The organism is Streptomyces lienomycini, from assembly GCF_027947595.1.
Lineage (GTDB): Bacteria > Actinomycetota > Actinomycetes > Streptomycetales > Streptomycetaceae > Streptomyces > Streptomyces lienomycini.
This window is the reverse complement of sequence record NZ_CP116257.1, coordinates 5272734-5298015: the sequence shown is the minus strand read 5'-3', so window position 1 is coordinate 5298015 and position 25282 is coordinate 5272734. Positions and strand designations below refer to the sequence as shown.

Annotated in this window: 21 protein-coding genes, 1 pseudogene and 1 riboswitch; of the genes and pseudogenes, 13 read left to right on the top strand and 9 right to left on the bottom strand. The window is 73.5% G+C overall.

Going from position 1 to position 25282, the window contains the following annotated elements:
• The first annotated feature begins 180 nt into the window (after positions 1-180).
• From fmt to BJ961_RS24040, 8 genes are all read left to right on the top strand, one after another.
• Positions 181-1113, top strand: a complete 933-nt coding sequence (gene fmt, locus BJ961_RS24075) for a methionyl-tRNA formyltransferase (protein ID WP_271414886.1) — start codon at positions 181-183, stop codon at positions 1111-1113.
• A gap of 96 nt (positions 1114-1209) precedes the next feature.
• Positions 1210-2637 (top strand): RsmB/NOP family class I SAM-dependent RNA methyltransferase, encoded by a 1428-nt coding sequence (locus BJ961_RS24070; protein ID WP_271414885.1) that lies wholly within the window; start codon positions 1210-1212, stop codon positions 2635-2637.
• Positions 2638-2798: 161 nt separating this feature from the next.
• The gene (gene rpe / locus BJ961_RS24065; RefSeq protein WP_271414884.1) at positions 2799-3485 is read left to right on the top strand and encodes a ribulose-phosphate 3-epimerase; all 687 of its coding nucleotides are present in this window, start codon (positions 2799-2801) and stop codon (positions 3483-3485) included.
• Positions 3486-3562: 77 nt separating this feature from the next.
• On the top strand, positions 3563-4606 hold the full coding sequence (locus tag BJ961_RS24060) for a sugar-binding transcriptional regulator (protein WP_271414883.1): 1044 nt from the start codon (positions 3563-3565) through the stop codon (positions 4604-4606).
• A gap of 384 nt (positions 4607-4990) precedes the next feature.
• Positions 4991-6433 (top strand): GuaB1 family IMP dehydrogenase-related protein, encoded by a 1443-nt coding sequence (locus tag BJ961_RS24055; RefSeq protein WP_271414882.1) that lies wholly within the window; start codon positions 4991-4993, stop codon positions 6431-6433.
• A gap of 73 nt (positions 6434-6506) precedes the next feature.
• Entirely contained in the window at positions 6507-6902 is a 396-nt protein-coding gene (locus tag BJ961_RS24050; RefSeq protein WP_271414881.1) for a hypothetical protein, read from the top strand.
• A 254-nt stretch (positions 6903-7156) separates the two neighbouring features.
• Entirely contained in the window at positions 7157-7609 is a 453-nt protein-coding gene (locus tag BJ961_RS24045) for an Lrp/AsnC family transcriptional regulator (RefSeq protein ID WP_055415902.1), read from the top strand.
• Positions 7610-7766: 157 nt separating this feature from the next.
• The gene (locus BJ961_RS24040) at positions 7767-9008 is read left to right on the top strand and encodes an MFS transporter (RefSeq protein ID WP_271414880.1); all 1242 of its coding nucleotides are present in this window, start codon (positions 7767-7769) and stop codon (positions 9006-9008) included.
• Here BJ961_RS24040 and BJ961_RS24035 read toward each other — a convergent pair.
• A pseudogene (locus BJ961_RS24035) lies at positions 8956-9531 on the bottom strand (Repetin). The gene BJ961_RS24040 and the pseudogene BJ961_RS24035 sit on opposite strands and share 53 nt — an antisense overlap.
• Before the next feature lie 316 nt (positions 9532-9847).
• Between BJ961_RS24035 and BJ961_RS24030 the strand changes: the two are divergent.
• Together BJ961_RS24030 and BJ961_RS24025 are read left to right on the top strand one after the other, a co-directional pair.
• Entirely contained in the window at positions 9848-10636 is a 789-nt protein-coding gene (locus BJ961_RS24030) for a carbon-nitrogen hydrolase family protein (RefSeq protein ID WP_271414878.1), read from the top strand.
• Between the two features lie 58 nt (positions 10637-10694).
• Positions 10695-12392 (top strand): flavin monoamine oxidase family protein, encoded by a 1698-nt coding sequence (locus BJ961_RS24025; RefSeq protein ID WP_271414877.1) that lies wholly within the window; start codon positions 10695-10697, stop codon positions 12390-12392.
• A gap of 19 nt (positions 12393-12411) precedes the next feature.
• Here BJ961_RS24025 and BJ961_RS24020 read toward each other — a convergent pair whose 3' ends face one another.
• Together BJ961_RS24020 and BJ961_RS24015 are read right to left on the bottom strand one after the other, a co-directional pair.
• Positions 12412-13344 (bottom strand): LLM class F420-dependent oxidoreductase, encoded by a 933-nt coding sequence (locus tag BJ961_RS24020; RefSeq protein WP_271414876.1) that lies wholly within the window; start codon positions 13342-13344, stop codon positions 12412-12414.
• Positions 13345-13465: 121 nt separating this feature from the next.
• Positions 13466-14161 carry a DUF5995 family protein gene (locus BJ961_RS24015; RefSeq protein ID WP_271414875.1) on the bottom strand — a complete coding sequence of 232 codons (696 nt, stop codon included), beginning with the start codon at positions 14159-14161 and terminating at the stop codon, positions 13466-13468.
• 174 nt (positions 14162-14335) lie between these two features.
• Here BJ961_RS24015 and BJ961_RS24010 point away from each other — a divergent pair, with 174 nt between their 5' ends.
• Complete coding sequence (locus BJ961_RS24010; protein ID WP_271417152.1) at positions 14336-15490, top strand: glycoside hydrolase family 6 protein; 1155 nt, start codon at positions 14336-14338, stop codon at positions 15488-15490.
• On the opposite strand, the gene BJ961_RS24005 is transcribed toward BJ961_RS24010, so the two are convergent.
• On the bottom strand, positions 15472-16905 hold the full coding sequence (locus BJ961_RS24005) for a uracil-xanthine permease family protein (RefSeq protein WP_271414874.1): 1434 nt from the start codon (positions 16903-16905) through the stop codon (positions 15472-15474). The two genes, BJ961_RS24010 and BJ961_RS24005, sit on opposite strands and share 19 nt — an antisense overlap.
• A 183-nt stretch (positions 16906-17088) precedes the next feature.
• On the opposite strand from BJ961_RS24005, the gene BJ961_RS24000 reads away from it, so the two are divergent.
• Positions 17089-17547 (top strand): acyl-CoA thioesterase, encoded by a 459-nt coding sequence (locus tag BJ961_RS24000; RefSeq protein WP_271414873.1) that lies wholly within the window; start codon positions 17089-17091, stop codon positions 17545-17547.
• Here BJ961_RS24000 and BJ961_RS23995 read toward each other — a convergent pair.
• Positions 17507-18718, bottom strand: coding sequence for an MFS transporter (locus BJ961_RS23995; RefSeq protein ID WP_271414872.1), 1212 nt, complete (start codon positions 18716-18718; stop codon positions 17507-17509). The genes BJ961_RS24000 and BJ961_RS23995 overlap by 41 nt on opposite strands.
• Positions 18719-18830: 112 nt before the next feature.
• On the opposite strand from BJ961_RS23995, the gene BJ961_RS23990 reads away from it, so the two are divergent.
• The gene (locus tag BJ961_RS23990; protein WP_271414871.1) at positions 18831-20033 is read left to right on the top strand and encodes an ROK family transcriptional regulator; all 1203 of its coding nucleotides are present in this window, start codon (positions 18831-18833) and stop codon (positions 20031-20033) included.
• A gap of 108 nt (positions 20034-20141) precedes the next feature.
• On the opposite strand, the gene BJ961_RS23985 is transcribed toward BJ961_RS23990, so the two are convergent.
• The 4 genes from BJ961_RS23985 to BJ961_RS23970 all read right to left on the bottom strand — a co-directional run bounded on the left by BJ961_RS23985 (position 20142) and on the right by BJ961_RS23970 (position 24864).
• The gene (locus BJ961_RS23985) at positions 20142-20576 is read right to left on the bottom strand and encodes a hypothetical protein (RefSeq protein ID WP_271414870.1); all 435 of its coding nucleotides are present in this window, start codon (positions 20574-20576) and stop codon (positions 20142-20144) included.
• A gap of 43 nt (positions 20577-20619) precedes the next feature.
• Positions 20620-21384, bottom strand: coding sequence for an SDR family oxidoreductase (locus BJ961_RS23980; RefSeq protein WP_271414869.1), 765 nt, complete (start codon positions 21382-21384; stop codon positions 20620-20622).
• Positions 21385-21487: 103 nt separating this feature from the next.
• Positions 21488-22387, bottom strand: coding sequence for an RNA polymerase sigma-70 factor (locus BJ961_RS23975; protein ID WP_271414868.1), 900 nt, complete (start codon positions 22385-22387; stop codon positions 21488-21490).
• Positions 22388-22482: 95 nt separating this feature from the next.
• Entirely contained in the window at positions 22483-24864 is a 2382-nt protein-coding gene (locus BJ961_RS23970) for a chitinase C-terminal domain-containing protein (RefSeq protein WP_271414867.1), read from the bottom strand.
• 215 nt (positions 24865-25079) lie between these two features.
• A riboswitch (FMN riboswitch) is annotated at positions 25080-25210 on the top strand.
• The last annotated feature ends 72 nt before the right edge of the window (positions 25211-25282 follow it).

Sequence of the window (25282 nt, the reverse complement as noted above, 5' to 3'; positions counted from 1 at the left end):
GGGCGGGGGCGTGGGGGTTTGTTCGTGCGCCCCCTCGGCCCGCGGCCCCGGAGCGCCTCCCACCCCCGTACCACCGGCCTCGCGGCGGCGGTGCGCCGTCGGCGGTTCTCCGTGACCCGCGGGCTCGTAGACTGGTGCGTCGCCCGCCACCACCCCCGCCCCGAGAGGCCCGTCCCACCCATGAAGCTCGTCTTCGCCGGTACCCCCGAGGTCGCCGTTCCCGCCCTGGACGCCCTGATCGCCTCCGGGCGCCACGAGGTGGCCGCCGTCGTCACGCGGCCCGACGCCCCGGCAGGGCGCGGGCGCCGGCTGGTCGCCTCGCCCGTGGCCGAGCGGGCCGAGGAGGCGGGCATCGAGGTACTCAAGCCCGCGAAGCCCCGCGACCCGGACTTCCTGGAGCGGCTGCGCGAGATCGCGCCCGACTGCTGCCCCGTCGTCGCCTACGGCGCCCTGCTGCCCCGCGTCGCCCTGGACGTGCCCGCCCGCGGCTGGGTCAACCTGCACTTCTCGCTGCTGCCCGCCTGGCGCGGGGCCGCTCCCGTGCAGCACTCGCTGATGGCGGGCGACGAGATCACCGGCGCGTCCACCTTCCTGATCGAGGAGGGCCTGGACTCCGGACCCGTCTACGGGACGGTCACCGAGACCGTCCGCCCCACCGACACCAGCGGCGACCTGCTGACCCGGCTGGCCTTCGCCGGCGCCGGCCTCCTCGCGGCCACCATGGACGGCATCGAGGAGGGCAGCCTGGAGGCCGTGCCGCAGCCGGCCGAGGGCGTCACCCTCGCGCCGAAGATCACCGTCGAGGACGCCCGGATCGACTGGACGGCACCGGCGCTGCGCGTGGACCGGGTGGTGCGCGGCTGCACCCCGGCGCCCGGCGCCTGGACCACCTTCCGGGGCGAGCGGCTCAAGCTCGTGCAGGCCCTGCCCCTGCCCGACCGGACCGACCTCGCCCCGGGGCAGCTCGCCGCCGCGAAGAACAACGTGTACGTCGGCACCGGCTCGCATGCCGTCGAGCTGCTGTGGGTGCAGGCCCAGGGCAAGAAGCCGATGCGTGCCGCGGACTGGGCGCGCGGGGCGCGGATCACCGAGGGCGAGCTGCTCGGCCGCTGACCTGCGGCTGCGCGCCCCAGCGCCTCCGCTTCACCGTTCACCGGCCCGGCGTACGCTGGTGGGCACCCTTCACCCCACACCCGGAGCACCTTTTTCGTGAGCGAGCAGCCTCGTCGTCCCCGCAAGCCAGGCAAGCCGTACCGCAGGCCCCAGAAGGACCCCGTCCGCATCCTCGCCTTCGAGGCGCTCAGGGCCGTGGACGAGCGGGACGCGTACGCCAACCTCGTCCTGCCGCCGCTGCTGCGCAAGGCGCGGGAGAAGGAGGGCCCCGAGAAGTTCGACGCCCGGGACGCCGCCCTCGCGACCGAGCTGGTGTACGGGACGCTGCGGCGGCAGGGGACGTACGACGCGATCATCGCGGACTGCGTGGACCGGCCGCTGCGCGAGGTCGATCCGCCGGTCCTGGACGTGCTCAGCCTGGGCGTGCACCAGCTGCTCGGCACGCGGATCCCGAGCCACGCCGCCGTCTCCGCCTCCGTGGAGCTGGCCCGGGTCGTGCTCGGGGACGGGCGGGCCAAGTTCGTCAACGCCGTGCTGCGCAAGGTGGCCCGGGACGACCTCGACGGGTGGCTGGAGCGGGTCGCCCCGTCCTACGACGAGGACCCCGAGGACCACCTCGCCGTCGTGCACTCGCACCCGCGCTGGGTGGTCTCCGCGCTGTGGGACTCCCTGGGCGGCGGCCGGAGCGGCATCGAGGAACTGCTGGCCGCCGACAACGAACGCCCCGAGGTCACGCTCGTCGCGCGGCCGGGCCGGGCCACCCGCGAGGAACTGCTCGGTGAGGAGGCCGCCGTAGCGGGACGCTGGTCGCCGTACGCGGTGCGGCTGAGCGAGGGCGGCGAGCCCGGGGCCGTGGACGCCGTACGGGAGAACCGGGCCGGTGTGCAGGACGAGGGCAGCCAGCTCGTCGCGCTCGCCCTCGCCAACGCGCCCCTGGACGGGCCGGACCGGCGCTGGCTGGACGGGTGCGCCGGACCGGGCGGCAAGGCCGCACTCCTCGGGGCCCTGGCCGCCGAACGGGGTGCCTTCCTGCTCGCCTCCGAGAAGCAGCCGCACCGCGCCGGGCTCGTGGCCAGGGCGCTGGACGGCAACCCCGGGCCGTACCAGGTGATCACCGCCGACGGGACCCGTCCGGCGTGGCGGCCGGGAAGCTTCGACCGCGTGCTGGTCGACGTGCCGTGCACCGGCCTGGGCGCCCTGCGGCGCCGTCCCGAGGCGCGCTGGCGGCGGCGCCCCGAGGACCTGGAGGGCTTCGCCCCGCTCCAGCGCGGGCTGCTGCGCGGCGCCCTGGAGGCCGTGCGGGTCGGAGGCGTCGTCGCCTACGCGACCTGCTCGCCGCACCTCGCGGAGACCCGCGCCGTCGTCGCGGACGTCCTCAAGCAGCATCCCGACGCCGAACTGCTCGACGCCCGGCCGCTGCTGCCCGGCGTCCCCGACCTGGGCGAGGGACCCGACCTCCAGCTGTGGCCCCACCTCCACGGCACGGACGCCATGTACCTCGCCCTGATCCGCCGCACCGCGTAACGCGTGCCGACAACGCGCCCCAGAAGTCGGCGCGGGGCTGCGACTCTTCGCGGCTCCGCCGCCGCCCACGGGCGATCCACCACCGGGCCCGCGGCCGGCGAACAGGCCGGCCACCCCGGACCCGTGCCCGCCCGCCCCGGAGGGCATGGGAGGCTTGGGGCATGGCCGCGCAGATCAACCCCAGCATCTTGTCCGCCGACTTCGCCCGCCTCGCGGACGAGGCCGAGGCGGTCGGGGGAGCCGACTGGCTCCACGTCGACGTCATGGACAACCACTTCGTCCCGAACCTCACGCTCGGCGTGCCGGTGGTCGAGTCCCTGGCACGGGCGACGGACACCCCGCTGGACTGCCACCTGATGATCGAGGCCCCCGACCGCTGGGCGCCGCAGTACGTGGAGGCGGGCGCCGGTTCCGTCACCTTCCACGCCGAGGCGGCCGCCGCCCCGGTGCGGCTGGCCCGCGAGATCCGGGCCAAGGGCGCCCGCGCGTCCATGGCGCTGAAGCCGGCGACGCCGGTCGAGCCGTACGAGGATCTGCTGCCCGAACTCGACATGCTCCTGATCATGACGGTTGAACCGGGCTTCGGCGGGCAGGCGTTCCTCGACATCATGCTTCCGAAGATCCGGCGCACCCGTGAGCTGATCAAGAGGCACGGTCTGGAGCTGTGGCTCCAGGTCGACGGCGGGGTCTCGGCGTCGACGATCGAGCGGTGCGCCGACGCCGGCGCCGACGTCTTCGTCGCGGGATCCGCCGTGTACGGGGCGTCCGACCCGGCCGAGGCGGTGCGTGCACTGCGCACGCAGGCCGAGGCGGCGGCCACCAAGGCGTCCTGGTCGTGCGACCACTGAGGAACAGAACGTGAACGGCTCCCATCAGGGCTGATCAAGTGCGCCGAATCTGCAAGGATGAACGGCGTATCCAGAGTGTGAACAGCAGTGAGGAGAACGCCGTGTCGGGTATGTCGGCGGGCCGTTCAGCCATGCGGATGGGACCCGCTGAGCTGGTCCAGGCGGCGGCCATGGCCCGCCGCTTCTACCTCGAGGGCAAGTCCAAGATCCAGATCGCGGAGGAGTTCGGCGTCAGCCGCTTCAAGGTGGCCAGGGTTCTCGAGACCGCCCTCGAGAGAGACCTTGTACGAATCGAGATCCGGGTGCCTGCCGAACTGGACGCCGAGCGCTCGGACGCGCTGCGCGCCCGCTACGGGCTCAGGCACGCGGTCGTGGTGGAGTCCCCGGCCGACGCCGAGGAGACGCCCGACCCGGAGAACCTGGGGGAGGTGGCCGCCGACCTGCTCGGTGAGCTGGTCAACGAGGGCGACGTGCTGGGCCTGGCCTGGGGCCGGTCCACCATCCACATGGCGGCGGCGCTCGACCGGCTGCCGCCCTGCACGGTGGTGCAGCTGACGGGCGTGTACGACGCCGGGACCGCCGAGCGCGGCTCGGTCGAGGCCGTCCGCCGCGCCGCCCAGGTGTCCGGCGGCGACGCGCACCCCATCTACGCGCCGATGCTGCTGCCGGACGCGGCGACCGCGCAGGCGCTGCGGCACCAGACCGGGATCGCCCGGGCCTTCGAGTACTTCGACAAGGTCACGGTCGCCTGCGTCTCCATCGGCTCCTGGGAGCCGGGCATCTCGACGGTGCACGACATGCTCAGCGACGAGGAGCGCGCGCACTACGCGTCGCTCGGTGTCGCCGCCGAGATGTCGGCGCACCTCTTCGACGCCGAGGGGCGCCGGGTCGGGCGGGACCTGGGGGAGCGGTGCATCACGGTCAAGGCCGACCAGCTCCGCCGCATCCCCGAGGTCGTCGCGATCGCGGGCGGGCAGCGCAAGGCGGCGGCCATCGACGCGGTGCTGCGCTCCGGCCTGGTCACCAGCCTGGTGACGGACACGTCGGCCGCGGACTACCTGATGACGGCGGGCTCGGCGCCGAAGTCGACGCTCAACCGGACGGACCCGGACGGGATCTGACGGCGCCTCACACAAGGGCAGGGTCGTCGGGGCGGACGACCGGGAGGAAGCGCGCGGCACGACCGAGGACTCCGCGGGACGGCTCGTGGCCGTCCCGCGGAGTCCTCGGTCGGGCACGGGCGGGCGAACTCGAGGGGCCGCCGCGTCCGTGACCCGGCGCAGTCCGCCCCCCCTCGTCGCCCCTCCGGTCCGGCCGGTCCGGCCGGTCCGGCCGGTCCGTCCGATCCGTCCGATCCTGGAGGTTCCTCCAAGACGGTCGCTGACCAGCCTGGATGATCTGCCCGGGGGTGGCGGGCGGCCGGTCGTGGGAGAATGAAGTACGTGCTCTTTCCCCCTGGCTGACCTGTCCGGGGGCCACCTCTGATCGACTGGGATGTGCAGCACGTGCGTTTCCTGAATGACATACAGCCCTCGTACGACCTGACGTACGACGACGTGTTCATGGTGCCGAGCCGCTCCGCCGTGGGCTCCCGGCAGGGCGTGGACCTCGGCTCCCCGGACGGCACGGGCACCACCATCCCGCTCGTCGTCGCCAACATGACCGCCATCGCGGGCCGCCGGATGGCCGAGACGGTCGCCCGGCGGGGCGGGCTCGTGGTCATCCCGCAGGACATCCCGATCGAGGTCGTCACCGACGTCGTCACCTGGGTGAAGAGCCGCCACCACGTCCTGGACACCCCCATCGTGCTGGCCCCGCACCAGACGGTCGCCGACGCGCTGTCCCTGCTGCCCAAGCGCGCGCACAACGCCGGCGTCGTCGTCGACGGGGACAACAGGCCCGTCGGCGTGGTCACCGACACCGACCTGACCGGCGTGGACCGCTTCACCCAGCTCGAGGAGGTCATGTCCAAGGACCTGATCCTCATCGACGCCGACCTGGACCCGCGTGAGGCCTTCAACACCCTAGACGCGGCCAACCGCCGCTACGCGCCCGCCGTGGACGGGGACGGCCGCCTCGCCGGCATCCTCACCCGCAAGGGCGCCCTGCGCGCCACCCTGTACACCCCGGCCGTCGACGCCGGAGGCAGGCTCCGTGTCGCCGCCGCCGTCGGCATCAACGGCGACGTGGCGGGCAAGGCCAAGCAGCTGCTCGACGCGGGCGTGGACACCCTCGTCATCGACACCGCGCACGGCCACCAGGAGTCGATGATCAGCGCCGTCAAGGTCGTGCGCGCCCTCGACCCGCGGGTCCCGATCGTCGCGGGCAACATCGTCTCCGCGGAAGGCGTGCGCGACCTGATCGAGGCGGGCGCCGACATCATCAAGGTCGGCGTCGGTCCGGGCGCCATGTGCACCACCCGCATGATGACGGGCGTGGGCCGGCCGCAGTTCTCCGCCGTCCTGGAATGCGCCGCCGAGGCGAAGAAGTACGGCAAGCACGTGTGGGCCGACGGCGGTGTCCGCCACCCGCGCGACGTGGCCATGGCCCTCGCGGCCGGTGCGTCCAACGTGATGGTCGGCTCCTGGTTCGCGGGTACCTACGAGTCCCCGGGCGACCTCCAGCACGACGCCAACGGCCGCGCCTACAAGGAGTCCTTCGGCATGGCCTCCGCCCGAGCGGTGCGCAACCGCACCTCGGAGGAGTCGGCGTACGACCGGGCCCGCAAGGGGCTGTTCGAGGAGGGCATCTCCACCTCCCGGATGTTCCTCGACCCGGCCCGGCCCGGCGTCGAGGACCTGATCGACTCGATCATCGCGGGCGTCCGCTCCTCCTGCACCTACGCCGGGGCCGGTTCCCTGGAGGAGTTCGCCGAGAAGGCGGTCGTCGGCGTGCAGAGCGCCGCCGGATACGCCGAGGGCAAGCCCCTGCACGCCAGCTGGAGCTGATCCACGCCCCGGTCCGGACATCGACTCGTCAGGCCTGCTTGACGTCAAGCAGGCCTGACGAGACGCTGGACGCATGACGACACCGCAGAGCATCGAGCCGCAGCACACCCTGCTGACCGCCGTGGCCCGTCTCGACGAACTGCGTGCCCGCGAGTCCCTCGCCGGGTTCGGAAGCGACGACGAGGCCCTCGACCGCTCCCAGCTCCTCGAACTGCTCGCCCTGAGCGAGGTGGTCGCCCGCAAGGCCGCCTACGGGCGTCAGCTCACCGTCCGCGCCGCCCGCGAGGCCGGTGCCTCCTGGACGCGGATCGGGGCGGCGCTCGGCACCAGCAAGCAGGCCGCCTGGGAGGCGCACACCCGCTGGATCGACGCCCAGGAGGCCGCCCGCGGCCGGCCCGGAGAGATCGGCTTCGACGCGGCGGACGCCGCGGAGGCCCGCGCCGCTGCGGGCGAACCGGACGACCGCTGACCGGCCAAGATCCGCAGTCCGCCACCCCTCGGCCGGGTCTTCCGGGTCCTGCTGCCGACGGCCCGGCCCGCCCTCGGCCTCGGGTCGCGCGTCCGGACGACGGGCGGCCCGCCCACCGTCACCCGGGTGGTCTTCGGGGTCCGGACGGCCGTCGGGCCCGTGGTCTACTTCGTGTACGGCCACCGCCGCTCCCGACCGCCACGCCGGACACCTCCGGGGCCCGGACGCACCAGAAGTGAAGTGAACGACCCGCAGTGCTGAACGATCTCGACGAACGCATCGTGCACGCCCTCGCCGAGGACGCCCGCCGCTCCTACGCGGACATCGGGCAGTCGGTCGGCCTGTCCGCGCCCGCCGTCAAACGGCGCGTGGACCGGCTGCGCGCCACCGGCGCCATCACCGGCTTCACCGTACGGGTCGACCCCGCCGCGCTCGGCTGGGAGACCGAGGGGTTCGTCGAGATCTTCTGCCGCCGCAACACCTCGCCGGAGACCATCCAGCGGGGCCTGGAGCGCTACCAGGAGGTCGTGGCCGCGTCCACCGTCACCGGGGACGCGGACGCGGTCGCCCAGGTCTTCGCCTCCGACATGCGCCACTTCGAGCGGGTCCTGGAGCGGATCGCCGGGGAACCGTTCGTGGAACGCACCAGGTCCGTGCTGGTGCTCTCGCCGCTGCTGCGGCGCTTCTCGTCGGGCTCGCCCACATGACGCCGGCGGGCAGACGGAATGCGGTGGCAAGCCCTCCGACACCCCCTAGCATCGGTGCCATGACCTGGCGACATTGATCCACCCGTAGCGCCTCCTCCCGAGGGCCGCCCCGGACGCCGTACCTCCGGTGTCCGATCCGCCCCCTCGGGAAGGCCCCATGACCGTCTCGCCCTCGCCCTCGCATGCCGCCACCGCGCCCGCCGGCACCCGCCGACTCGTGCGCACGCTGTACGCCTCCGCGTTCTGCGACGAATTCGTCCTCCTCTATCCGGTGTACGCGCTGCTGTTCGCCGACACCGGCCTGTCCGTCTGGCAGACGGCCTCGCTGTTCGCCCTGTGGTCGCTGACCGGCGTCCTGCTCGAGGTGCCCTCCGGCGCCTGGGCCGACGCCGTCTCCCGGCGGCTGCTGCTGATCCTCGGCCCGCTGCTCACCGCCGCCGGCTTCGCCCTGTGGGTGCTCGCCCCCTCCTACGGCGCCTTCGCGCTCGGCTTCGTGCTGTGGGGCGCCGGCGGCGCGCTCGGCTCGGGCGCGCTGGAGGCGCTGGTCTACGACGAGCTGGACCGGGCCGGCGCGGCCCACCGCTACGCCCGCGTCATGGGCCGGGCCCGGGCGACCGGCATCGCCGCGACCATGTCCGCGATGGGCCTGGCCGGTCCGGTGTTCGCCTGGGGCGGCTACGACGCGGTGGGCGCGGCGAGCGTGCTGGCCTGCCTGGCCGGGGCGGCCGTGGCGACCCGCTTCCCCGAACACCGCACCCCCTCCGGAGGCGGTGAGCACCTGTCCGCGCCCCTGCGCGCCGGACTCGCCGACGCCCGCGCCGACCGGTCCGTGCGCGGCGCGCTGCTCCTCGTACCGGCCGTGACCGCGGTGTGGGGAGCACTCGACGAGTACACGCCGCTGCTGGCGCTCGGCACCGGGGTGGCACCCGAGACCGTGCCCTGGCTGCTGCTGGTGATCTGGGCCGGTGCCACGGCCGGCAGCCTGCTCGCCGCTCCCGCCGAACGCCTCACCGACCAGGGGTTCGCCGCCCTCCTCACCGGTTCCGCGCTCGCCCTGGCCGTGGGCGGCCTGGCCGGGACGCCCGTCGCGCTGGTCTCGGTGGCGCTCGCCTTCGGCGGCTTCCAGCTCGCGACCGTGCTGGCCGACGCCCGCCTCCAGCAGCGCATCGACGACACCGGGCGGGCCACCCTGACCTCGGTCGCGGGCCTCGGCAGCGAGCTGGGCAACCTCGCCACCTACGCCGTCTACGCCGCGGCGGCCACGGCCTGGGGCCACGGCACCGCGTTCGCGCTGTCCGCGGTGCCGTACGTCCTGACGGCGCTGGTCCTGGCCGGCGCCGTCCGCACTACAGCCGCGGCCGCCAGGGCACGACGTCGAAGTCGCCGGTGCCCTTCCTGACCTTCTCGAAGGGCGCCGACGACACGCACCGGGGCGGCTCCCCGCCCAGCGCGGGGCTGCCCGTCGCGGCCCAGCTGTAGCCGAGCCGGTCGTGGCGGCCCAGGTCGTGCACCGTGACGCCGACCCGCCTGCCCTCCGCGCCGGGCAGGTCGGAGTCGGTGACGACGCCCGACACGACGGCCACGTCACCGCCGGTCAGCAGACAGTCGACCGCGACCTCGGCGCGGGTGCCCGCGCCGTTCAGGTAGTGGCTGAACTCGAAGGTGCCGGTGGCCTCGAGCGGGTCGTCGTCGTGCTCCGCCGCGAGATGGGCGTCGAAGGTGAAGGTGATCTCGTCCCCGCCGAGCGGTACAGCCGCGCGCTGCCGGTCAGCGCGGCGGCCTTGCTCGGGGGGCGGGCCGTCGTACGGGCCCTCGTGGGGTCCGGAGGCGACGGCCGCGCCCGAGGCGACGGCCGCGCCCGAGGCGACGGCGGTGAACAGGAGGGCGGTGCAGAGTGCGGCGGTCGCGGTACGGCGTCTCATGGCGGTCCTCTCCCAAGGACCGAAGCCGGTGAACCCAACGGCCACCACTGTCCCGGCGCCGCACCCGCACCACATCGCGCCCGGGGCGGGAGCGGCCTCCGCCGCACGGCGGGGGAGGACGGAACCGGCCTGCTCCTCGGGGACGACGGGAGGGCCCGCCGCGACACGCGGGGGTGCGCAACGAATCGCCGCGGCACGCCCGGCGCACGCAACGATCCGCCCACCGGCGCGCAACAGGTCCGTCTTGTCCGGCCGAGTCCGCCGACCGTACCGTCTATCTGGCCCCCGAACCCCCTCCGACCGGTGAGGATCCCGCATGCGCACCGCCCTGCTCCAGAGCTCCGGCCGCCCCGGCTCCCCCGCCGCGAACCTCAAGGTCCTCGACGAGGCCGCGGGCCGCGCCGCCGCCGCGGGCGCCGCGCTGCTCGTCACCTCCGAGCTGTTCCTGACCGGCTACGCCATCGGCGACGCCATCGGCCGCCTCGCCGAGCCCGCCGACGGCGACGCGGCCGACGCCGTCGCGGAGATCACCGGGCGCCACGGCCTGGCCGTCGCGTACGGCTACCCCGAGCGGGACGGCGAGCGCGTCTACAACTCCGTCCAGCTCATCGCCGCGGACGGCACCCGGCTCGCGGGCTACCGCAAGACCCACCTCTTCGGCTGCTTCGAACGCGACCACTTCACGCCGGGCGAGCAGCCCGTCGTGCAGGCCGAGCTGAACGGCCTCACCGTCGGCCTGATGATCTGCTACGACGTGGAGTTCCCGGAGAACGTCCGCGCCCACGCCCTGGCCGGCACCGACCTGCTGCTCGTCCCGACCGCCCAGCTGCACCCCTTCCAGTTCGTCGCCGAGTCCGTCGTCCCGGTGCGGGCCTTCGAGAACCAGATGTACGTCGCCTACGTCAACCGCGTCGGCCCGGAGGGCGAGTTCGAGTTCGTCGGCCTGTCCACCCTCGCCGGGCCCGACGGCATCGCCCGCGCCCGTGCCGGGCGTGCCGAGGAGCTGATCCTCGCCGACGCCGACCCGGTCTTCCTGGCCGCGTCCCGCGAGGCCAACCCGTACCTGACGGACCGCCGCCCCGGCCTCTACGGCGCCCTCGCCTGAGACCCGGAGCCACGCGCGTCCCGAACCCCGTTCCACCCGTGCAAGGAGCCCGTACCCCATGACGTCCACCGTGCCCAACGCGATCGAGCACGCCGACGAGCAGCAGCCGCCGATCACCATGTTCGGGCCGGACTTCCCGTACGCGTACGACGACTTCCTCGCCCACCCGGCGGGACTCGGCCAGATACCCGCGACGGAGCACGGCACGGAGGTCGCCGTCATCGGCGGCGGCCTGTCCGGCATCGTGGCCGCCTACGAGCTGATGAAGATGGGCCTGAAACCCGTCGTCTACGAGGCCGACCGGATCGGCGGCCGCCTGCGCACCGTCGGCTTCGACGGCTGCGACCCCTCGCTGACCGCCGAGATGGGCGCGATGCGCTTCCCGCCGTCCTCCACCGCCCTGCGGCACTACATCGACCTGGTGGGTCTCCAGACCCGGGCCTTCCCCAACCCCCTGGCCGAGGCGACGCCGTCGACCGTCGTCGACCTCAAGGGCGAGTCGCACTACGCCGAGACCCTCGACGACCTGCCGCAGGTCTACCGGGACGTGGCCGACGCCTGGGGGAAGTGCCTCGAAGAGAGCGCCGACTTCTCCGACATGAACCGGGCCCTGCGCGAGCGCGACGTCCCGCGCATCCGCGAGATCTGGGCGAAGCTGGTGGAGAAGCTCGACAACCAGACCTTCTACGGCTTCCTCTGCGACTCGGAGGCCTTCAGGTCCTTCCGGCACCGCGAGATCTTCGGCCAGGTCGGCTTCGGCACCGGCGGCTGGGACACCGACTTCCCCAACTCCATCCTGGAGATCCTCCGCGTCGTCTACACCGAGGCCGACGACCACCACCGCGGCATCGTCGGCGGCTCCCAGCAACTGCCGCTCAGGCTCTGGGAGCGCGAGCCGGAGAAGATCGTCCACTGGCCGTACGGCACCTCGCTGAAGTCCCTGCACGCCGGCGGCGAGCCCCGCCCGGCCGTGACCCGGCTGAACCGCACCGCCGGCAACCGCATCACCGTGACCGACGCCGACGGCGACATCCGCACCTACCCGGCGGCGATCTTCACCGCCCAGTCCTGGATGCTGCTCTCGAAGATCGCCTGCGACGACTCGCTCTTCCCGATCGACCACTGGACCGCCATCGAGCGGACCCACTACATGGAGTCCAGCAAGCTCTTCGTGCCCGTCGACCGGCCCTTCTGGCTCGACAAGGACGAGGTCACCGGACGGGACGTCATGTCGATGACGCTCACCGACCGCATGACCCGCGGCACCTACCTCCTCGACGACGGCCCGGACCGGCCCGCAGTCATCTGCCTCTCCTACACCTGGTGCGACGACAGCCTGAAGTGGCTGCCGCTGTCCGCGAACGAGCGGATGGAGGTCATGCTGAAGTCGCTCGGCGAGATCTACCCCAGGGTCGACATCAGGAAGCACGTCATCGGCAACCCGGTGACGGTCTCCTGGGAGAACGAGCCCTACTTCATGGGCGCCTTCAAGGCCAACCTGCCCGGCCACTACCGCTACCAGCGGCGCCTGTTCACCCACTTCATGCAGGAGGCGCTGCCCGAGGACAAGCGGGGCATCTTCCTCGCCGGCGACGACATCTCCTGGACGGCCGGCTGGGCCGAGGGCGCCGTCCAGACCGCGCTGAACGCGGTCTGGGGCGTCATGCACCACCTCGGCGGCGCCACCGACGCGACCAACCCCGGCCCGGGCGACCTGTACGAGGAGATCGCGCCCGTGGAACTCCCCGAGGACTAGGGCGTTTCCAGCCGGGGGCCTAGACCCCGGCCGCCCTCGCCGTCTCGTAGACCTGGGCGGCGACGTCCTTCAGTTCCTCGGCGTCGCGTGCGGTGCTCTGCAGGTCGACGAGGATCTCGTCCAGGCCGATCTCGGCGTGCGCGGCCAGGTCCTCGACGATCTGGTCGACGCCGCCCTGGAAGGGGGCGCGGTCGGAGCCCTCGTAGTTCTTCGCGCTGTAGCGGGTGTTGGCCCGCAGCACCGTCCGGACCGGCTTCGTACGACCCCGTTCGTCGGCCAGGTCCCGCAGCTCCCGCAACCGCGCGGCGACGGTCCCGGCGCCGATGCCGGTCGGCAGCCAGCCGTCGGCGTGGTCGACCAGGCGACGCCGGGCCCGGCCGCTGTTGCCCGCCGCCAGCAGGATCGGGATCGGCCGGGCCGGTTTGGGGCCGACCACGGCGGACGCGATCCTCGTGACCTCCCCGTCGTACACCACCGGGTCCGGGCCCCACACCGCGCGGCACACCCCGATCAGCTCGTCCAGGGCGGCGCCGCGCTCGGCGAACGGCCGCACGGAGGCCGCCGCGTACTCGTCGTGGGACCAGCCGGTGCCGAAGCCCGCCAGCACCCGGCCGCCGCTTGCCGCGTCCAGCGAGGCCAGCGTCTTGGCGAGCTGGAACGGCACGTGCAGCGGAGCGACCAGCACGCTCGTACCCAGCCGGGCCCGCTCGGTGACCGCTGCCGCGAGGGCCAGGGTGACCAGCGGCTCCGCCACACTCCGGTACGTTTCCGGCCAGGGCAGGCCCTCGACGCCGTACAGCCCCTGGGTGGCCGGCTCGGGGAACAGGGCCCGCTCGAACACCCACAGGCTCTCGTAGCCCGTCCGTTCCGCCGCCCGCGCCACGTCGGGGACGTCCTTGCCGATGTCGTACTGCCGCATCTGGGGGAGGCCGAGTCCGAGCCGGGTCGTCATACCGGGGTGCTCCTTCGCCGTCGGGGTGCGATGTTGCCCGTGGTCCGAAAGGTTCCAACCGGTTTCAACGTACAGCCGTCTTCGGAGAGTTCCGCGCCGCGCACCGCGAGGACCGGCCGGATCAGTCCGGCAGCGGGGTGAGCAGCATGCGCCCCGCGAAGCCCACCGCGGCGTCCAGCCGCTCGGTGAACTCCCCGGCGACGTCCGGCAGCCGGCGCAGCGCCCACAGCGCGCGGGCCGCGGCCCAGGTGGCCTCGCGGGCGCGGTCCAGGCTCCAGGAGCCGAGCAGATGGGTCAGCGGGTCGGCGATCTGGAGGAGGTCGGGGCCCGGCATCAGCTCGTCGCGGACCCGCTCCTCCAGCGAGACGAGGAGATCACCCACGCGGTCGAACTCGTCCTCCAGGTCGCGCGGTTCGCAGCCGAGGGTACGACAGGTGTCCACCACGGCCAGCGCCAGGTCGTGGCCGATGTGCGCGTTGATGCCCGCCAGCGCGAACTGCAGCGGCCGTACCCCGGGATGGCGGCGGAACTGGAACAGGGGGCGCCAGCAGGCGGGCGGACGACGGCCCTCCTCCGCCGCGTCCACGGCGGCCAGATAGCGCTCCGCGAACCGCACGTCCAGCGCGGTCGCGGCTCCGGCGTCCGCGAACCGGCCGCCGTCGATGTGCCGGTCGACGGCCTCCGTGACGGACAGGTAGACGCGGTTGAAGACCGCCACCCCGTCCCCGGCCGGCAGCGCCGTGCCGAGGGCGCGCATCCTGGTGAGAACGGAGCCCACCGTCAAGGTGGCCGTCGGGACTTGCTCGCGGTGCGCCATGGCGGCAGCGTCCCAGCTTTAGGCTGGCGGCAGTGCCGGCGGGCCCGACGCTTCCCCGAAACGGAGGAACGCGCCCGCCGCGCGGGGGAGGGGGAACCGTACGTGTCAGGCCTTCGTGCCCGGCGCCTGGCCGCTCGCAGGGCCGAGCGCAGGCGCACCGCCCGCCGCGGCGCGATGGTCGCGGCGGCGTCCGTCGTCGTCGCGGTCGGCACCGTGACCGGCATGCTCACCGCGCTCGGCGACGACGAGGGCCGCGCCGCCGACGAGGCCCGGCCGGGGACGACGGCGTCGCCGCGAACCCACTCCGAGCCCGGCACACCGTCCCCGGCCGCGCCGACGACACCGTCGCACTCCGCCCCGCCCTCCCCGACGGCGACGGCGACGGCGACGAGGAAGAGTCCCGGACCCCGGCCGGGGAAGACGTCCGAGCCCCCTCCGGAGAGCGGGCCCCCCACCACGGCGGCCGCCACCCGGCTCTACCGGCACCCCGACTCCCAGGTCCTCGACTGGACCCGGACCCACCCCGACGACCCGCGCCGGGACGTCATCGCGTCCCGGATCGCCGGCAACCCGGCCGCCGTCTGGTTCGCCGACCACAGCCCGGCCACCGTCACCGCCCGGGTCCGCGCCGTCACCTCCGCGGGCGCCGCCCAGAGCCGGGTGCCGGTCCTCGTGCCGTACGCGATACCCGACCGCGACTGCGGCGGCCACTCCGAGGGCGGTGCGCCCGACCTCGACGCCTACGACGCCTGGATCGACCGGTTCGCCGCCGGGCTCGGCTCCGGCGAGGTGATCGTCGTGCTGGAACCCGACTCGGTCGCCCAGTCCGCGTGCCTGTCCGCCGGTGAGCGCGCCGACCGCTTCGCCTCCCTGGCCCGCGCCGGCCGGGTCATGAAGGACGCCGACCCGGCCGCCCGGGTGTACTACGACGCGGGTCACTCCGGCTGGCACGCGCCCGCCGAGCAGGCGGGCCTGCTCAGACAGGCGGGCGCCGCCTCGGCCGACTCCTCCGACGGCGTCTTCAGCAACGTCTCCAACTTCCACACCACCGCCGACGAGGTCGCCTACGACCGCGCGGTCCTCGACGCCCTCGGCGGCCCGGAGAACCTCGGTGCCGTCATCGACACCAGCCGCAACGGCAACGGCGCCCCGCCCGACGGCGAGTGGTGCGACCCGGCCGGCCGCAGGATCGGCAGGTCACCGACCCTGAACACCGGCATGGGGCGCATCGACGCCTACCTGTGGGTCAAGCTGCCGGGGGAGTCCGACGGCTGCAAGGGGGAACCGGGCACGTTCACCCCGTCGTACGCCTACGACCTGGCGCGCTGAGACCCGTCGCCGCCGTCGCCGTCGCCCGCGCCGCCGTCCGCCGCCTTCTCGTCGTACGACGAGGTGCCCTCGTCCAGCAGCGGCTGCTGCGTCTTGAGGTGCGCGGGGGCGAACGCGCGCAGCGCGTGGTATCCGGTGATGACGACCAGGGTGCCGAGCGCGATGCCGCTCAGCGAGAAGGTGTCGGTGAACTCCATGCTGACGTTGCCGACGCCGATGATGATGCCCGCCGCGGCCGGGACCAGGTTCAGCGGGTTGCGCATGTCCACCTTGGCGTTGATCCAGATCTGGGCGCCGAGCAGGCCGATCATGCCGTACAGGATGACGGTGATGCCGCCGAGCACGCCGCCCGGGATCGCCGCCACGACCGCGCCGAACTTCGGGCAGAGGCCGAAGAGCAGGGCGAAGCCCGCCGCTGCCCAGTAGGCGGCGGTCGAGTAGACCCGGGTCGCCGCCATCACGCCGATGTTCTCGGAGTACGTGGTGTTGGGCGGGCCGCCCACCGCGGTGGACAGCACCGAGCCGATGCCGTCGGCCGAGATCGCCGTGCCCAGCTTGTCGTCCAGGTTGTCGCCGGTCATCTCGCCGACCGCCTTGACGTGCCCGGCGTTCTCCGCGATCAGGGCGATCACGACGGGCAGGGCGACCAGGATGGCCGACCACTCGAAGCTCGGCCCGTGGAAGGTCGGCAGCCCGACCCAGTCGGCCTGGCCCACGGCGGAGAAGTCCAGCCGCCAGTGGTCGGTGAGCTTGCCGCTGCCGTCCACCGAGTGGATCTTCCCGAAGGTCCGGTCGAGCGCCCAGGACAGGACGTACCCGAAGACCAGCCCCAGGAAGATCGCGATCCGGGACCAGAAGCCCCGCAGGCACACCACGGCCAGACCCGTGAACAGCATCACGAGGAGCGCCGTCCACTGGTCCTGCGGCCAGTACGTCGACGCGGTGACGGGGGCAAGGTTGAAGCCGATCAGCATCACCACCGCGCCGGTGACGATCGGCGGCATCGCGGCGTGGATGATCCGCGCCCCGAACCGCTGCACGGCGAGCCCCACCAGGAACAGCGCGACGCCGACCACGAGGACCGCGCCGGTCACCGTGGCGCTCGTGCCGCCCTGGGCCCGGATCACCGCGGCGACACCGACGAAGGAGAGGGAGCAGCCGAGGTAGCTGGGCACCCGGCCGCGGGTGGCGAGCAGGAAGATGACGGTCGCGACGCCCGACATCATGATCGCGAGGTTGGGGTCGAGGCCCATCAGGACCGGAGCCACGAAGGACGCCCCGAACATGGCCACCACGTGCTGGGCGCCGAGCCCGGCCGTACGGGGCCACGAGAGCCGTTCGTCGGGACGGACCACCGCTCCGGGGGCGGGTACCTTGCCGTCCCCGTGCAGCTTCCAGCGCACGCCGAGGTCCATGGTGAGGTTTCGCTTTCTCTGTACTGACGACTGTCCGGACCATTGTCAGGGGTAACCGCCCCGTCCCCGTCCCGCGCCCCCCGCTGACCAGCACCTTCCCGGAAGTCCCTGGTGAGCGTCCGCTTAGGATGAGGGGGAACCGCCGTACGTGAGCACCGCCGAGCACGACCAGGAGCCCCGCCCGTGACCGCCGAAGCCCCCACCGCGCCCGTCCTGTCCCACGGACGGCTCGTCCCCGTCACCGTCCACTTCGACGACCTGGACGCGCTCGGACTGCTGCACAACGCCCGCTACCCCGTGATGGTCGAACGGGCCTGGACGGAGCTGTGGGCCGGGCACGGCGTCCGGTTCGAGGGCGACTGGGCGGCGGCCGGCGACGCCTGCAACGCCGTGAAGGAACTGACGATCGGCTACGAGGCGCCGGTCACCCGGCCCGGCGCGTACGCCGTCCACCTGTGGCTGGACCGGCTGGGCACCACCGGGCTGACCTACGGCTTCCGGTTCTGCTCGGCGGACGGCGCCACCACCTACGCCCGCGGCACCCGGGTGCTGGTCCGGCTGGACTCCACGACGCTGCGCCCGGCGCCGTGGAGCGAGGCGTTCAGGACTGCCGGTCGGGAACTTCTGCGACCGACGGACTGATCTTCGGCCGGTCCCGGTCCCCGGCCCGCAGCACCCGCGCGAACACCACCAGGCAGCAGGCCAGCAGGGTCACCAGACCGAACGACACCACCAGGCTGGTCGCCTGGGCCAGGCCGCCGATCGCGCTCGGCGCGACCAGACCCGAGGTGTACGTGATGGTGGCCACGCCCGCGATGGCCAGGCTCGGGTTGGAACCGGCGCGGCCGGCCGCGGCGAAGCACAGCGGGACGACCACGGCGATGCCGAGGCCCATCAGCGCGAAGCCGCTCATCGCCACCGCCGGATGGCCCCCGACGACGACGAGCAGACCGCCGAGTGCGGCCAGCACGCCGCTCACCCGGACCGTGCGCACCGCGCCGAACCGGTCCACCACCCTGTCCCCGGCGAGCCGGGCCAGCGCCATGGTGAGCGTGAAGCCCGTCGTGCACGCCGCCGCGAGACCGGCCGAGGTCTCCAACTCGTCCCGCAGATAGACCGCCGACCAGTCCAGGCTCGCGCCCTCCGCGAACACCGCGCAGAACCCGACGGCACCGATCAGCAGCGCCGACCTGGGCGGCAGCGCGAAGCGCGGCGGCGGCTCCTCGTCCTCGGCGGGCTGCAGGTCCAGCACCCAGGTGCAGGCGACCAGGCCCGTCACCGTCAGCACCGCGGCCGCCAGGACGTGGTGGATCCGGGCGTCCGCGCCCAGGTGGGCGGCGATCGTGCCGGCCGCCGAGCCGATCAGCGCGCCCGTGCTCCACATGCCGTGCAGCCCCGACATGATCGACTTGTCGAGACGGTTCTCTATCTCCACGCCGAGCGCGTTCATCGCCACGTCCGACATGCCCGCCGTGGCGCCGTAGACGAACAGGGCGAGGCACAGGGTGAGCAGGTTCGGGGCGAGGGAGGGCAGGATCAGCGCCAGGGTCCACAGGGCCAGCAGTCCGCGCAGGGCGGCACGGGCGCCGAAGCGGTGGCTGACGCGTCCGGCCAGCGGCATGGCCAGGGAGGCACCGAGCGCCGGGAAGGCGAGCGCCAGGCCCAACTGGCCCGCGCTCACCCCGGCGTGGTCCTGGATCCAGGGCACGCGGGTCGCGAAGGACCCGGTGACGGAGCCGTGCACGGCGAACACGGCCGCCACCGCGTACCGGGCGCGCTTCACCTCGCGTTGCCCGTAGACCACTGTGCTCATGCTCCACCCCTCCGTCGTTCCAGTGCGCCGCGTAAATTATCAGGGAGCCTGCCTGATAGATAGTGGATTACCGGCGTGGGCCCCCGCGCCGCCGATCTGGAAGGATCCCGGCATGCCCGCATCCCCGAGCACCGCCCGGGCCATCAACGACCGACTCGCCCTCGATCTCCTCCAGCGCGACGGCCCGTTGACGGCAGGACAGTTGAAGCAGCTGACCGGCCTCTCCCGGCCCACCGTCGCCGACCTCGTCGAACGCCTCACCGCCTCCGGCCTGATCGAGGTGGCGGGGGAGTCCGGCGAGCAGCGCCGGGGACCGAACGCCAAGCTGTACGGCATCGTCGCCGAACGCGCCCACCTCGCCGCCCTCGACGTCCGCACCGAGGGCGTCGCCGTACTCGTCTCCGACCTGCTCGGCCGGGTGCTCGCCGAGGCGTCCGCGCCCATCGACGGCCAGTACGGCACCGGCCCCGCGGTGGAGCAGGCGGTCGGCCTGGTCGAGCGGGCGGCCAAGGAGGCCGGCGCCGACCGGCTGCACACCATCGGCATCGGGGCGCCCGGCCTGATCGACCCGGCCAGCGGCGAACTCCGCGACTCCACCGGGCTGCCCGAGTGGCACCGCCGGCTGATGGCCGCGCTGCAGGAGAAGTTCCCCGAGGCGCGGGTCGGCGTCGAGAACGAGACCAACCTCGCCGCCCTGGCCGAGCAGCGCGACGGGGCGGCCCGGGGGCGCGACACCTTCGTCCTGCTCTGGCTCGGGCTAGGCATCGGAGCCGCCGTCGTCCTCGACGGCACCCTGCGCAAGGGTGTGTCCGGAGGCGCGGGCGAGATCGGCTTCATGCCGGTGCCGGGCACCGCGGGCCTGCCGTCGGCCACCGACTGCGACGGCGGCTTCCACTCCGTGGCGGGGGCGGCGGCGGTGACCGCCCTCGCGGCGGAGCACGGCGCGACGGAACGGCCCGCCCGGCCCGAGCCGCACGCCGCCGCCGCGCTGGTCCGCGAGGCGGTACGCCGGTCGGCGTCCGGCGGCGACCCGGCCGCCGAGCGGTTCCTCGACGCGCTCGCCGACCGCGTCGTCCTCGGGGCCGCCGCCGTCGTCTCCGTCCTCGACCCCGGCTGCGTGGTGCTCGCCGGTGAGATCGGCCGGGCCGGTGCCGACACCCTCGCCGACCGCGTCCAGGACCGCCTCACCCGCATGTCCCCGCTGGCCACCGAGGTACGGCCCAGCACCCTGGGCGGCGGCGCCGTCCTGCGCGGCGCGCTGCTGACCGCCCGCGACCGGGCCCAGGACGAGCTGTTCGCGCCGCCCGAGCGGTAGCCCGCGACGCACGGGTGTCCCGCCGGGCCGTCCGGTCGGGCCCCCGGGCCATCCGGTCGGGCCCCCGGGCCGCCCGGTCGGGACCCCGCGGCGCCCGCGGGCCGCCGCTCAGGGCGCCGTCCGCCTCCCCGTGGGGCCCGGCTCCCGGAACGCCGACCCGTCCGCCGCCAGCCACACCAGTACCGCCGGGAGCAGCACCGCCGCCCCCAGCAGCACCATGAAGCCCGCGGCGCTCGGCGCCGACAGGGGCTCCAGATGCCGGGCGTGGAAGAGGAGGTGGGCGACGGAGGAGACCAGGTAGGCCACCAGGGCCGTCAGCACCAGGCGGCGTTCCATCACCGCCACCGCCGCGCACAGCACCACGGCGAGTCCGAGGCTCGCCCCGCCGAAGTCCTGGAGCAGATGCTCGTTGTAGGGCGGCAGGTGCGACACCCAGGGCCACTTCCAGAACAGCTCGGGCAGCAGCAGGATCCACAGCCCCAGCACCACCTGGCCGCCCGCGAGCAGTCCCAGTCCCGCCCGCAGCCACGCCCGCGCGCTCATCCGCCGCCCACCCGTCCGCTCGTTCGCGGCCCCACCTGTCCGCTCATCCGCGCCGCCCGTCCTCCCCGCCGCCGAACCGTGCCGCCAGATACTCCTCGAACGTGACCTTGCCGACCGCGTGCCCGGGCGCGAGGTGCCCGCCCTCGCGGAACGCGCGGTAAGCCTTCCCCGCGAGAGGCACGTTCACCACGGCCCGGTGGCGTCCCGTCGCGTCCAGGTACGCGCGGGCCAGTGACCCGAAGGTGCGCACCTCGGGACCGCCCATGTCCGGCACCCGCCCGGCGGGGGCGCCCACGGCCAGTGCGGCGAGCCGGTCCGCGACCTCCGCCACCTCCACCGGCTGGTCGCGGACGCCGAGGGACGGCACCACGAACGGCACCCTGGTCAGCACCCGGAGCACCCCCACCACCAGGTCGTGGAACTGGGTCGTCCGCAGCACCGTCCACCCGAGGCCCGACTCCTCCACCGCCTTCTCGACGGCGAGCTTGGACCGGTAGTAGCCGTACGGCACCCGGTCGACGCCGACGATCGAGATGTAGACCAGGTGGGCCACCCCGGCCCGCCGGGCCGCCGCGACCAGGTTCGCGGCCGACCGCTCGTCACCGCCGCGCAGGGTCGTCGCGCAGTGCACGACCGTGTCGACTCCGGCGAGCGCCGTGTCGAGAGCGCGGCCGCCCTCGCGCAGGTCGACGGCGTACGGCTCGCTGTGCCGGCTGAGCACCCGCACCTCGTGCCCGTCGGCCCGCAACCGGTCCGTGACGAGCCGGCCGAGCGTGCCGGTGCCGCCGGTCACCAGGATCGTCGTCATGCTGTTCAGCCCCTGTCGGACGCGGGGCCCCCGGGTGGGGCGCCCTGTCGTCAGCTGGGACCGCGCGACCCCCGCGGAATGTGACAACGTCGGGGCGGACATCTCACGGCCGGGCCAGCTGACGGCCTGCGAATCCCAGTTTGTCCGGGTTCATCACGGCGTGCAGTTCGCCGATCGCACCGTCGCGCAGCTCGAACGACAGCACGCCGACGAGCACCGCACCCGAACGCGCGACCAGCGCCGGCGCTCCGTTGATCTCGGCGAGGGTGAGTTCCCAGCCCGTCGCGTAGCGCCGCAGCACGCCCGCCATCAGGCGCAGGACCTTGTCCCGGCCCTCGACGGGGCGGCGGGCCGCGGAGACCTTGCCACCGCCGTCGCTCCACCAGGTCACGTCCTCGGCGAGCAGCCTCTCCAGACCCGTCAGGTCGCCCTCGCGCGCCGCGGTGAGGAACGACGCGACCAGCCGCTCCCGCCGCCCGGGCGCGGGTTCGAACCGGGATCCCGGCTCCCCCACCCGCCGCGCCGCCCGGCGGTACAGCTGACGGCAGTTGGCCTCGCCCAGGTCCAGGACCCCGGCGATCTCCCGGTACCCGTACGCGAACGCCTCCCGCAGCACGTACACCGCCCGCTCGGTCGGGGTGAGGCGCTCCAGCAGCAGGAGCAGCGCGGTGGACACGGCGTCGCGCTGCTCGGCCGACTCCAGCGGACCCAGCGTGCCGTCCGCGGTGGCGACGGGCTCCGGCAGCCAGGTGCCGACGTAGCTCTCGCGGCGGGCGCGCGCGGAGGTGAGGCGGGTCAGGCAGAGGTTGGTGACGACCTTGGCCAGCCACGCCCCCGGATGCTCGATCCCCGTCCGGTCGGCCGCCGTGAAGCGCAGCCAGGCGTCCTGGACCGTGTCCTCGGCCTCGTCGGCGGAGCCCAGCATGCGGTAGGCGAGTCCGAAGAGGCGGGGGCGGTGCCGTTCGAACTCGTCGGAGGCGCTCGGGGTAGTCGCGGTGGTCATGACCGCACCCTGCCAGAGCCCGGCAGGGTGCGGTGGGGTGACCCGGCGGCGGGCAAGGGCCTTCGTCACCGCCGCCGGGCCCGTTCGGCCGGGGGTCAGCAGGCTCCGAGGTCCTGCCAGACACCCCATTCACCGGTGGTTCCGGGCTCCTCGCCCTTCGTCCACCACTTGGACTTCCACGTGTGCCCCCGGTGGGACACGGAGGTGCCGCCGCCGTAGGACGAGGCCGTGTCCCAGGCCGGGGCGGCGCACTGCCCGGTCCCGCCCGTCGGGCTGGGGCTCGGCCCCGGGGACGCGGTACCCGTGGGCGTGGGCGTGGGCGTGGGGGTGGGGGTCTGCGTCCCCGGGTCCACCACGGTCGTGCCCCGGGCGAGGTCACCGGCCAGGGCGTACGCCGTGCCGCCGATCGTCACCGTCCAGTTCGACGGGGTCGACACGGGCAGGTAGTAGTTGAACGCCAGGTCGACGGTCGCGCCCGGCGCCAGCGACTGCCACGCCGGCAGCTTCAGCGACACCCGGTGGAAGTCGCCCTTCAGGCCGCCCACGTTGCCGCCCGTGTGGTCGCTGTGGATGACCTTGGTGCCGAAACCGGACTGGTCGGAGGCGTTCCCCGGGGCCGAGGTCCCGTAGTCGAACTGGAACTCCGTGCCGCCCGGCAGCGCGGTCCCCGTGTTGTTCGTGATCCGCAGCTTGGGCGTGATCGGGTAGTTGGAGTCGCCCAGCTTGAAGTCGGTGAACTCCACGTCCACGTCCACGGCCTGCGCCGGCAGGTCCGCGTTGGACTTCTTCGCGCCGTACGGCGCGGCCGACTTGAACGTGTCGTACATCAGCGAGGTGAGGGTGTCGCCCATCTCGTACTGGCCCTTGGCGGCGTTCCAGCCGTAGTCGCCGGCCAGCTCCCAGATCATCGCGCCGCCGATGCCGCGGTCCACCACGTAGTCGGCCTTGGCCCCGACCGACTGCTCGTCCTCGGTGGACAGGAACACCTTCTTCTCGGCGTTCCACAGCCAGGGGGCGACCAGCGTCGCGTCGTACTTGCGGGCGTAGGTACCGGTCAGCTTCGTGTCCGCAGGGAAGCCGTAGTCGGTGACGTAGTCGCCGACGATGCCCTTCTCCAGGTTCTTGGCGTGCCACATGGGGTTGGAGCCCGCCGGGGACTCCTTGCCGTTGGTGTCGAGGTCGTGCCAGAGGTTGTCGATGCCGACGGCGCCGTCACCGCACTTGGTCAGGCCGGAGCCCGCCGGGCAGGTGGACGCGGACGCCTTGCCCCACAGGCCGTCGGTGCCGCCCTGAACGTTCTTGTGGCCGCGGGTGTAGTACGGCAGGCCGATGTTGATGCGGCCGGCCGGCATGGAGCCGCGGAAGTAGTGGTAGGCCCAGTCGGTGTTGAGGTAGCCGACACCGCCGTACTGGGCGCTGCCGTAGACGTTCGCGGCGGCCAGTTCGGCGTCCCTGCCGTCGTCGAAGAGCGAGGCGTTCGGGCCGACGTACTCGTTCCAGGCGCCGTGCAGGTCGTACGACATGATGTTGACGTAGTCCAGGTACTTCTGGACCTGGAAGGTCTCCATGCCGCGCAGCAGATAGCCGGAGGAGGGCGCGGCGACGGAGAGCAGGTAGTGCCTGCCGTCCGCGGCGCCCGCGCGGTCCAGCTTCTCGCGCAGCGTCTTCATCAGCGCCGCGTAGCCCTTGACCAGCCCGGCCCGGCGGCCGTTGGCAAGGGACCAGTCGAGCGGGTTGCCCGCGTCCTTCATCGTGGTCGGGTACTCGTAGTCGATGTCGACGCCGTTGAAGCCGTACTTCCGGACGAAGTCGACCGCCGAGTCGGCGAAGGTGTCGATGCCGGCCTGGTTGACCGAGCCGTCGGCCTTGGTGGCCATGGAGTAGAAGCCGCCGGAGTCCACGCGCGAGCCGTCGTCCGCGAGGTAGCCGCCCGTCTCGGCCCAGCCGCCCACCGAGATCATCGTCTTGACGTCCGGGTGCTGCTTCTTGAACTTGCCCAGCAGGTTGAAGTGGCCCTTGTAGGGGAGCCCCGGGTCCATCTCGGCGCCCGCGACCCCGGGCCAGGTCATGCCGGTCGCCGCGTTCTTCTCGCCGTCCGGGCCGACGGAGAGCCGGTTGCCGCCGTCGACGTGCGCGAAGGCGTAGTTGATGTGGGTGACCTTGTCCCACGGGATGTCCGAGGCGAGGTAGGCCGGCTTGCCGTCCTTGCCCGTGCGCCAGCCCGTGAAGTAGCCGATCACCCGGCGCGGGTGGTCGGCGCCCATCTTCTCCCTGCCGTCCGCGTCGTAGACCGAGCAGTAGGGGACGTCGACGCCGGGCGTCCGGTAGAGCCCGTCGGGTCGACAGGAGTCCTGGGCGGCGGCCTGCGACGCGGTCGCCGGGAGACCGGCGAGCAGCAGGCCGGCTACGGCGGCGGCCGCCGCGAACAGGGCCGGCGCCGCTCTGCGGCGGGATCTGGAGCGTGACGGGGAAGGCACAGTCGGTTCCTCTCCACGGAAGTTGCGCAGACCCTAGAGAGGACTAGACCAGTGAGTCAATAGGTATGGACCAATCTCAACGCGCCTGGATCGCGGCCCGGTTGGAGCAGCACGGCGCGGTGGAGTCCAGCCGGAGGAGCGCTCTGTGATCCACTCCACACACTCCGTCCGTATGGACGGCCGCCGGGCGTGGCACACTGGCCCTGTACCAGAAGCAGCGCACTCCGGGGTCGGTGAAAGTCCGAACCGGCGGTTACAGTCCGCGACCCGGTCGCTTCCAGCGGCCGGTTGACCAGGTGAAATTCCTGGACCGACGGTTAAAGTCCGGATGGGAGGCAGTGCGCGGCGGGCGAGCACACGTGCGCGCCGCCGATCTCTGGGGCACGTCCGTCACGGGCGGGCCCCGTCCGGCGTCGTC

What these genes read in the sequence shown, in the direction of transcription:
- BJ961_RS24015 (WP_271414875.1), bottom strand. Translation starts at nt 14,161, where the DNA reads ATGGCGCACCGCGAGCAAGTCCCGACGGCCACCTTGACGGTGGGCTCC.
- BJ961_RS24030 (WP_271414878.1), top strand. Translation starts at nt 9,848, where the DNA reads ATGCGCACCGCCCTGCTCCAGAGCTCCGGCCGCCCCGGCTCCCCCGCC.
- rpe (WP_271414884.1), top strand. Translation starts at nt 2,799, where the DNA reads ATGGCCGCGCAGATCAACCCCAGCATCTTGTCCGCCGACTTCGCCCGC.
- BJ961_RS24005 (WP_271414874.1), bottom strand. Translation starts at nt 16,905, where the DNA reads ATGGACCTCGGCGTGCGCTGGAAGCTGCACGGGGACGGCAAGGTACCC.
- BJ961_RS23975 (WP_271414868.1), bottom strand. Translation starts at nt 22,387, where the DNA reads ATGACCACCGCGACTACCCCGAGCGCCTCCGACGAGTTCGAACGGCAC.
- BJ961_RS24010 (WP_271417152.1), top strand. Translation starts at nt 14,336, where the DNA reads ATGGTCGCGGCGGCGTCCGTCGTCGTCGCGGTCGGCACCGTGACCGGC.
- BJ961_RS23980 (WP_271414869.1), bottom strand. Translation starts at nt 21,384, where the DNA reads ATGACGACGATCCTGGTGACCGGCGGCACCGGCACGCTCGGCCGGCTC.
- BJ961_RS23985 (WP_271414870.1), bottom strand. Translation starts at nt 20,576, where the DNA reads ATGAGCGCGCGGGCGTGGCTGCGGGCGGGACTGGGACTGCTCGCGGGC.
- BJ961_RS24025 (WP_271414877.1), top strand. Translation starts at nt 10,695, where the DNA reads ATGACGTCCACCGTGCCCAACGCGATCGAGCACGCCGACGAGCAGCAG.
- BJ961_RS23990 (WP_271414871.1), top strand. Translation starts at nt 18,831, where the DNA reads ATGCCCGCATCCCCGAGCACCGCCCGGGCCATCAACGACCGACTCGCC.
- BJ961_RS24040 (WP_271414880.1), top strand. Translation starts at nt 7,767, where the DNA reads ATGACCGTCTCGCCCTCGCCCTCGCATGCCGCCACCGCGCCCGCCGGC.
- BJ961_RS24050 (WP_271414881.1), top strand. Translation starts at nt 6,507, where the DNA reads ATGACGACACCGCAGAGCATCGAGCCGCAGCACACCCTGCTGACCGCC.
- BJ961_RS23995 (WP_271414872.1), bottom strand. Translation starts at nt 18,718, where the DNA reads ATGAGCACAGTGGTCTACGGGCAACGCGAGGTGAAGCGCGCCCGGTAC.
- BJ961_RS24020 (WP_271414876.1), bottom strand. Translation starts at nt 13,344, where the DNA reads ATGACGACCCGGCTCGGACTCGGCCTCCCCCAGATGCGGCAGTACGAC.
- fmt (WP_271414886.1), top strand. Translation starts at nt 181, where the DNA reads ATGAAGCTCGTCTTCGCCGGTACCCCCGAGGTCGCCGTTCCCGCCCTG.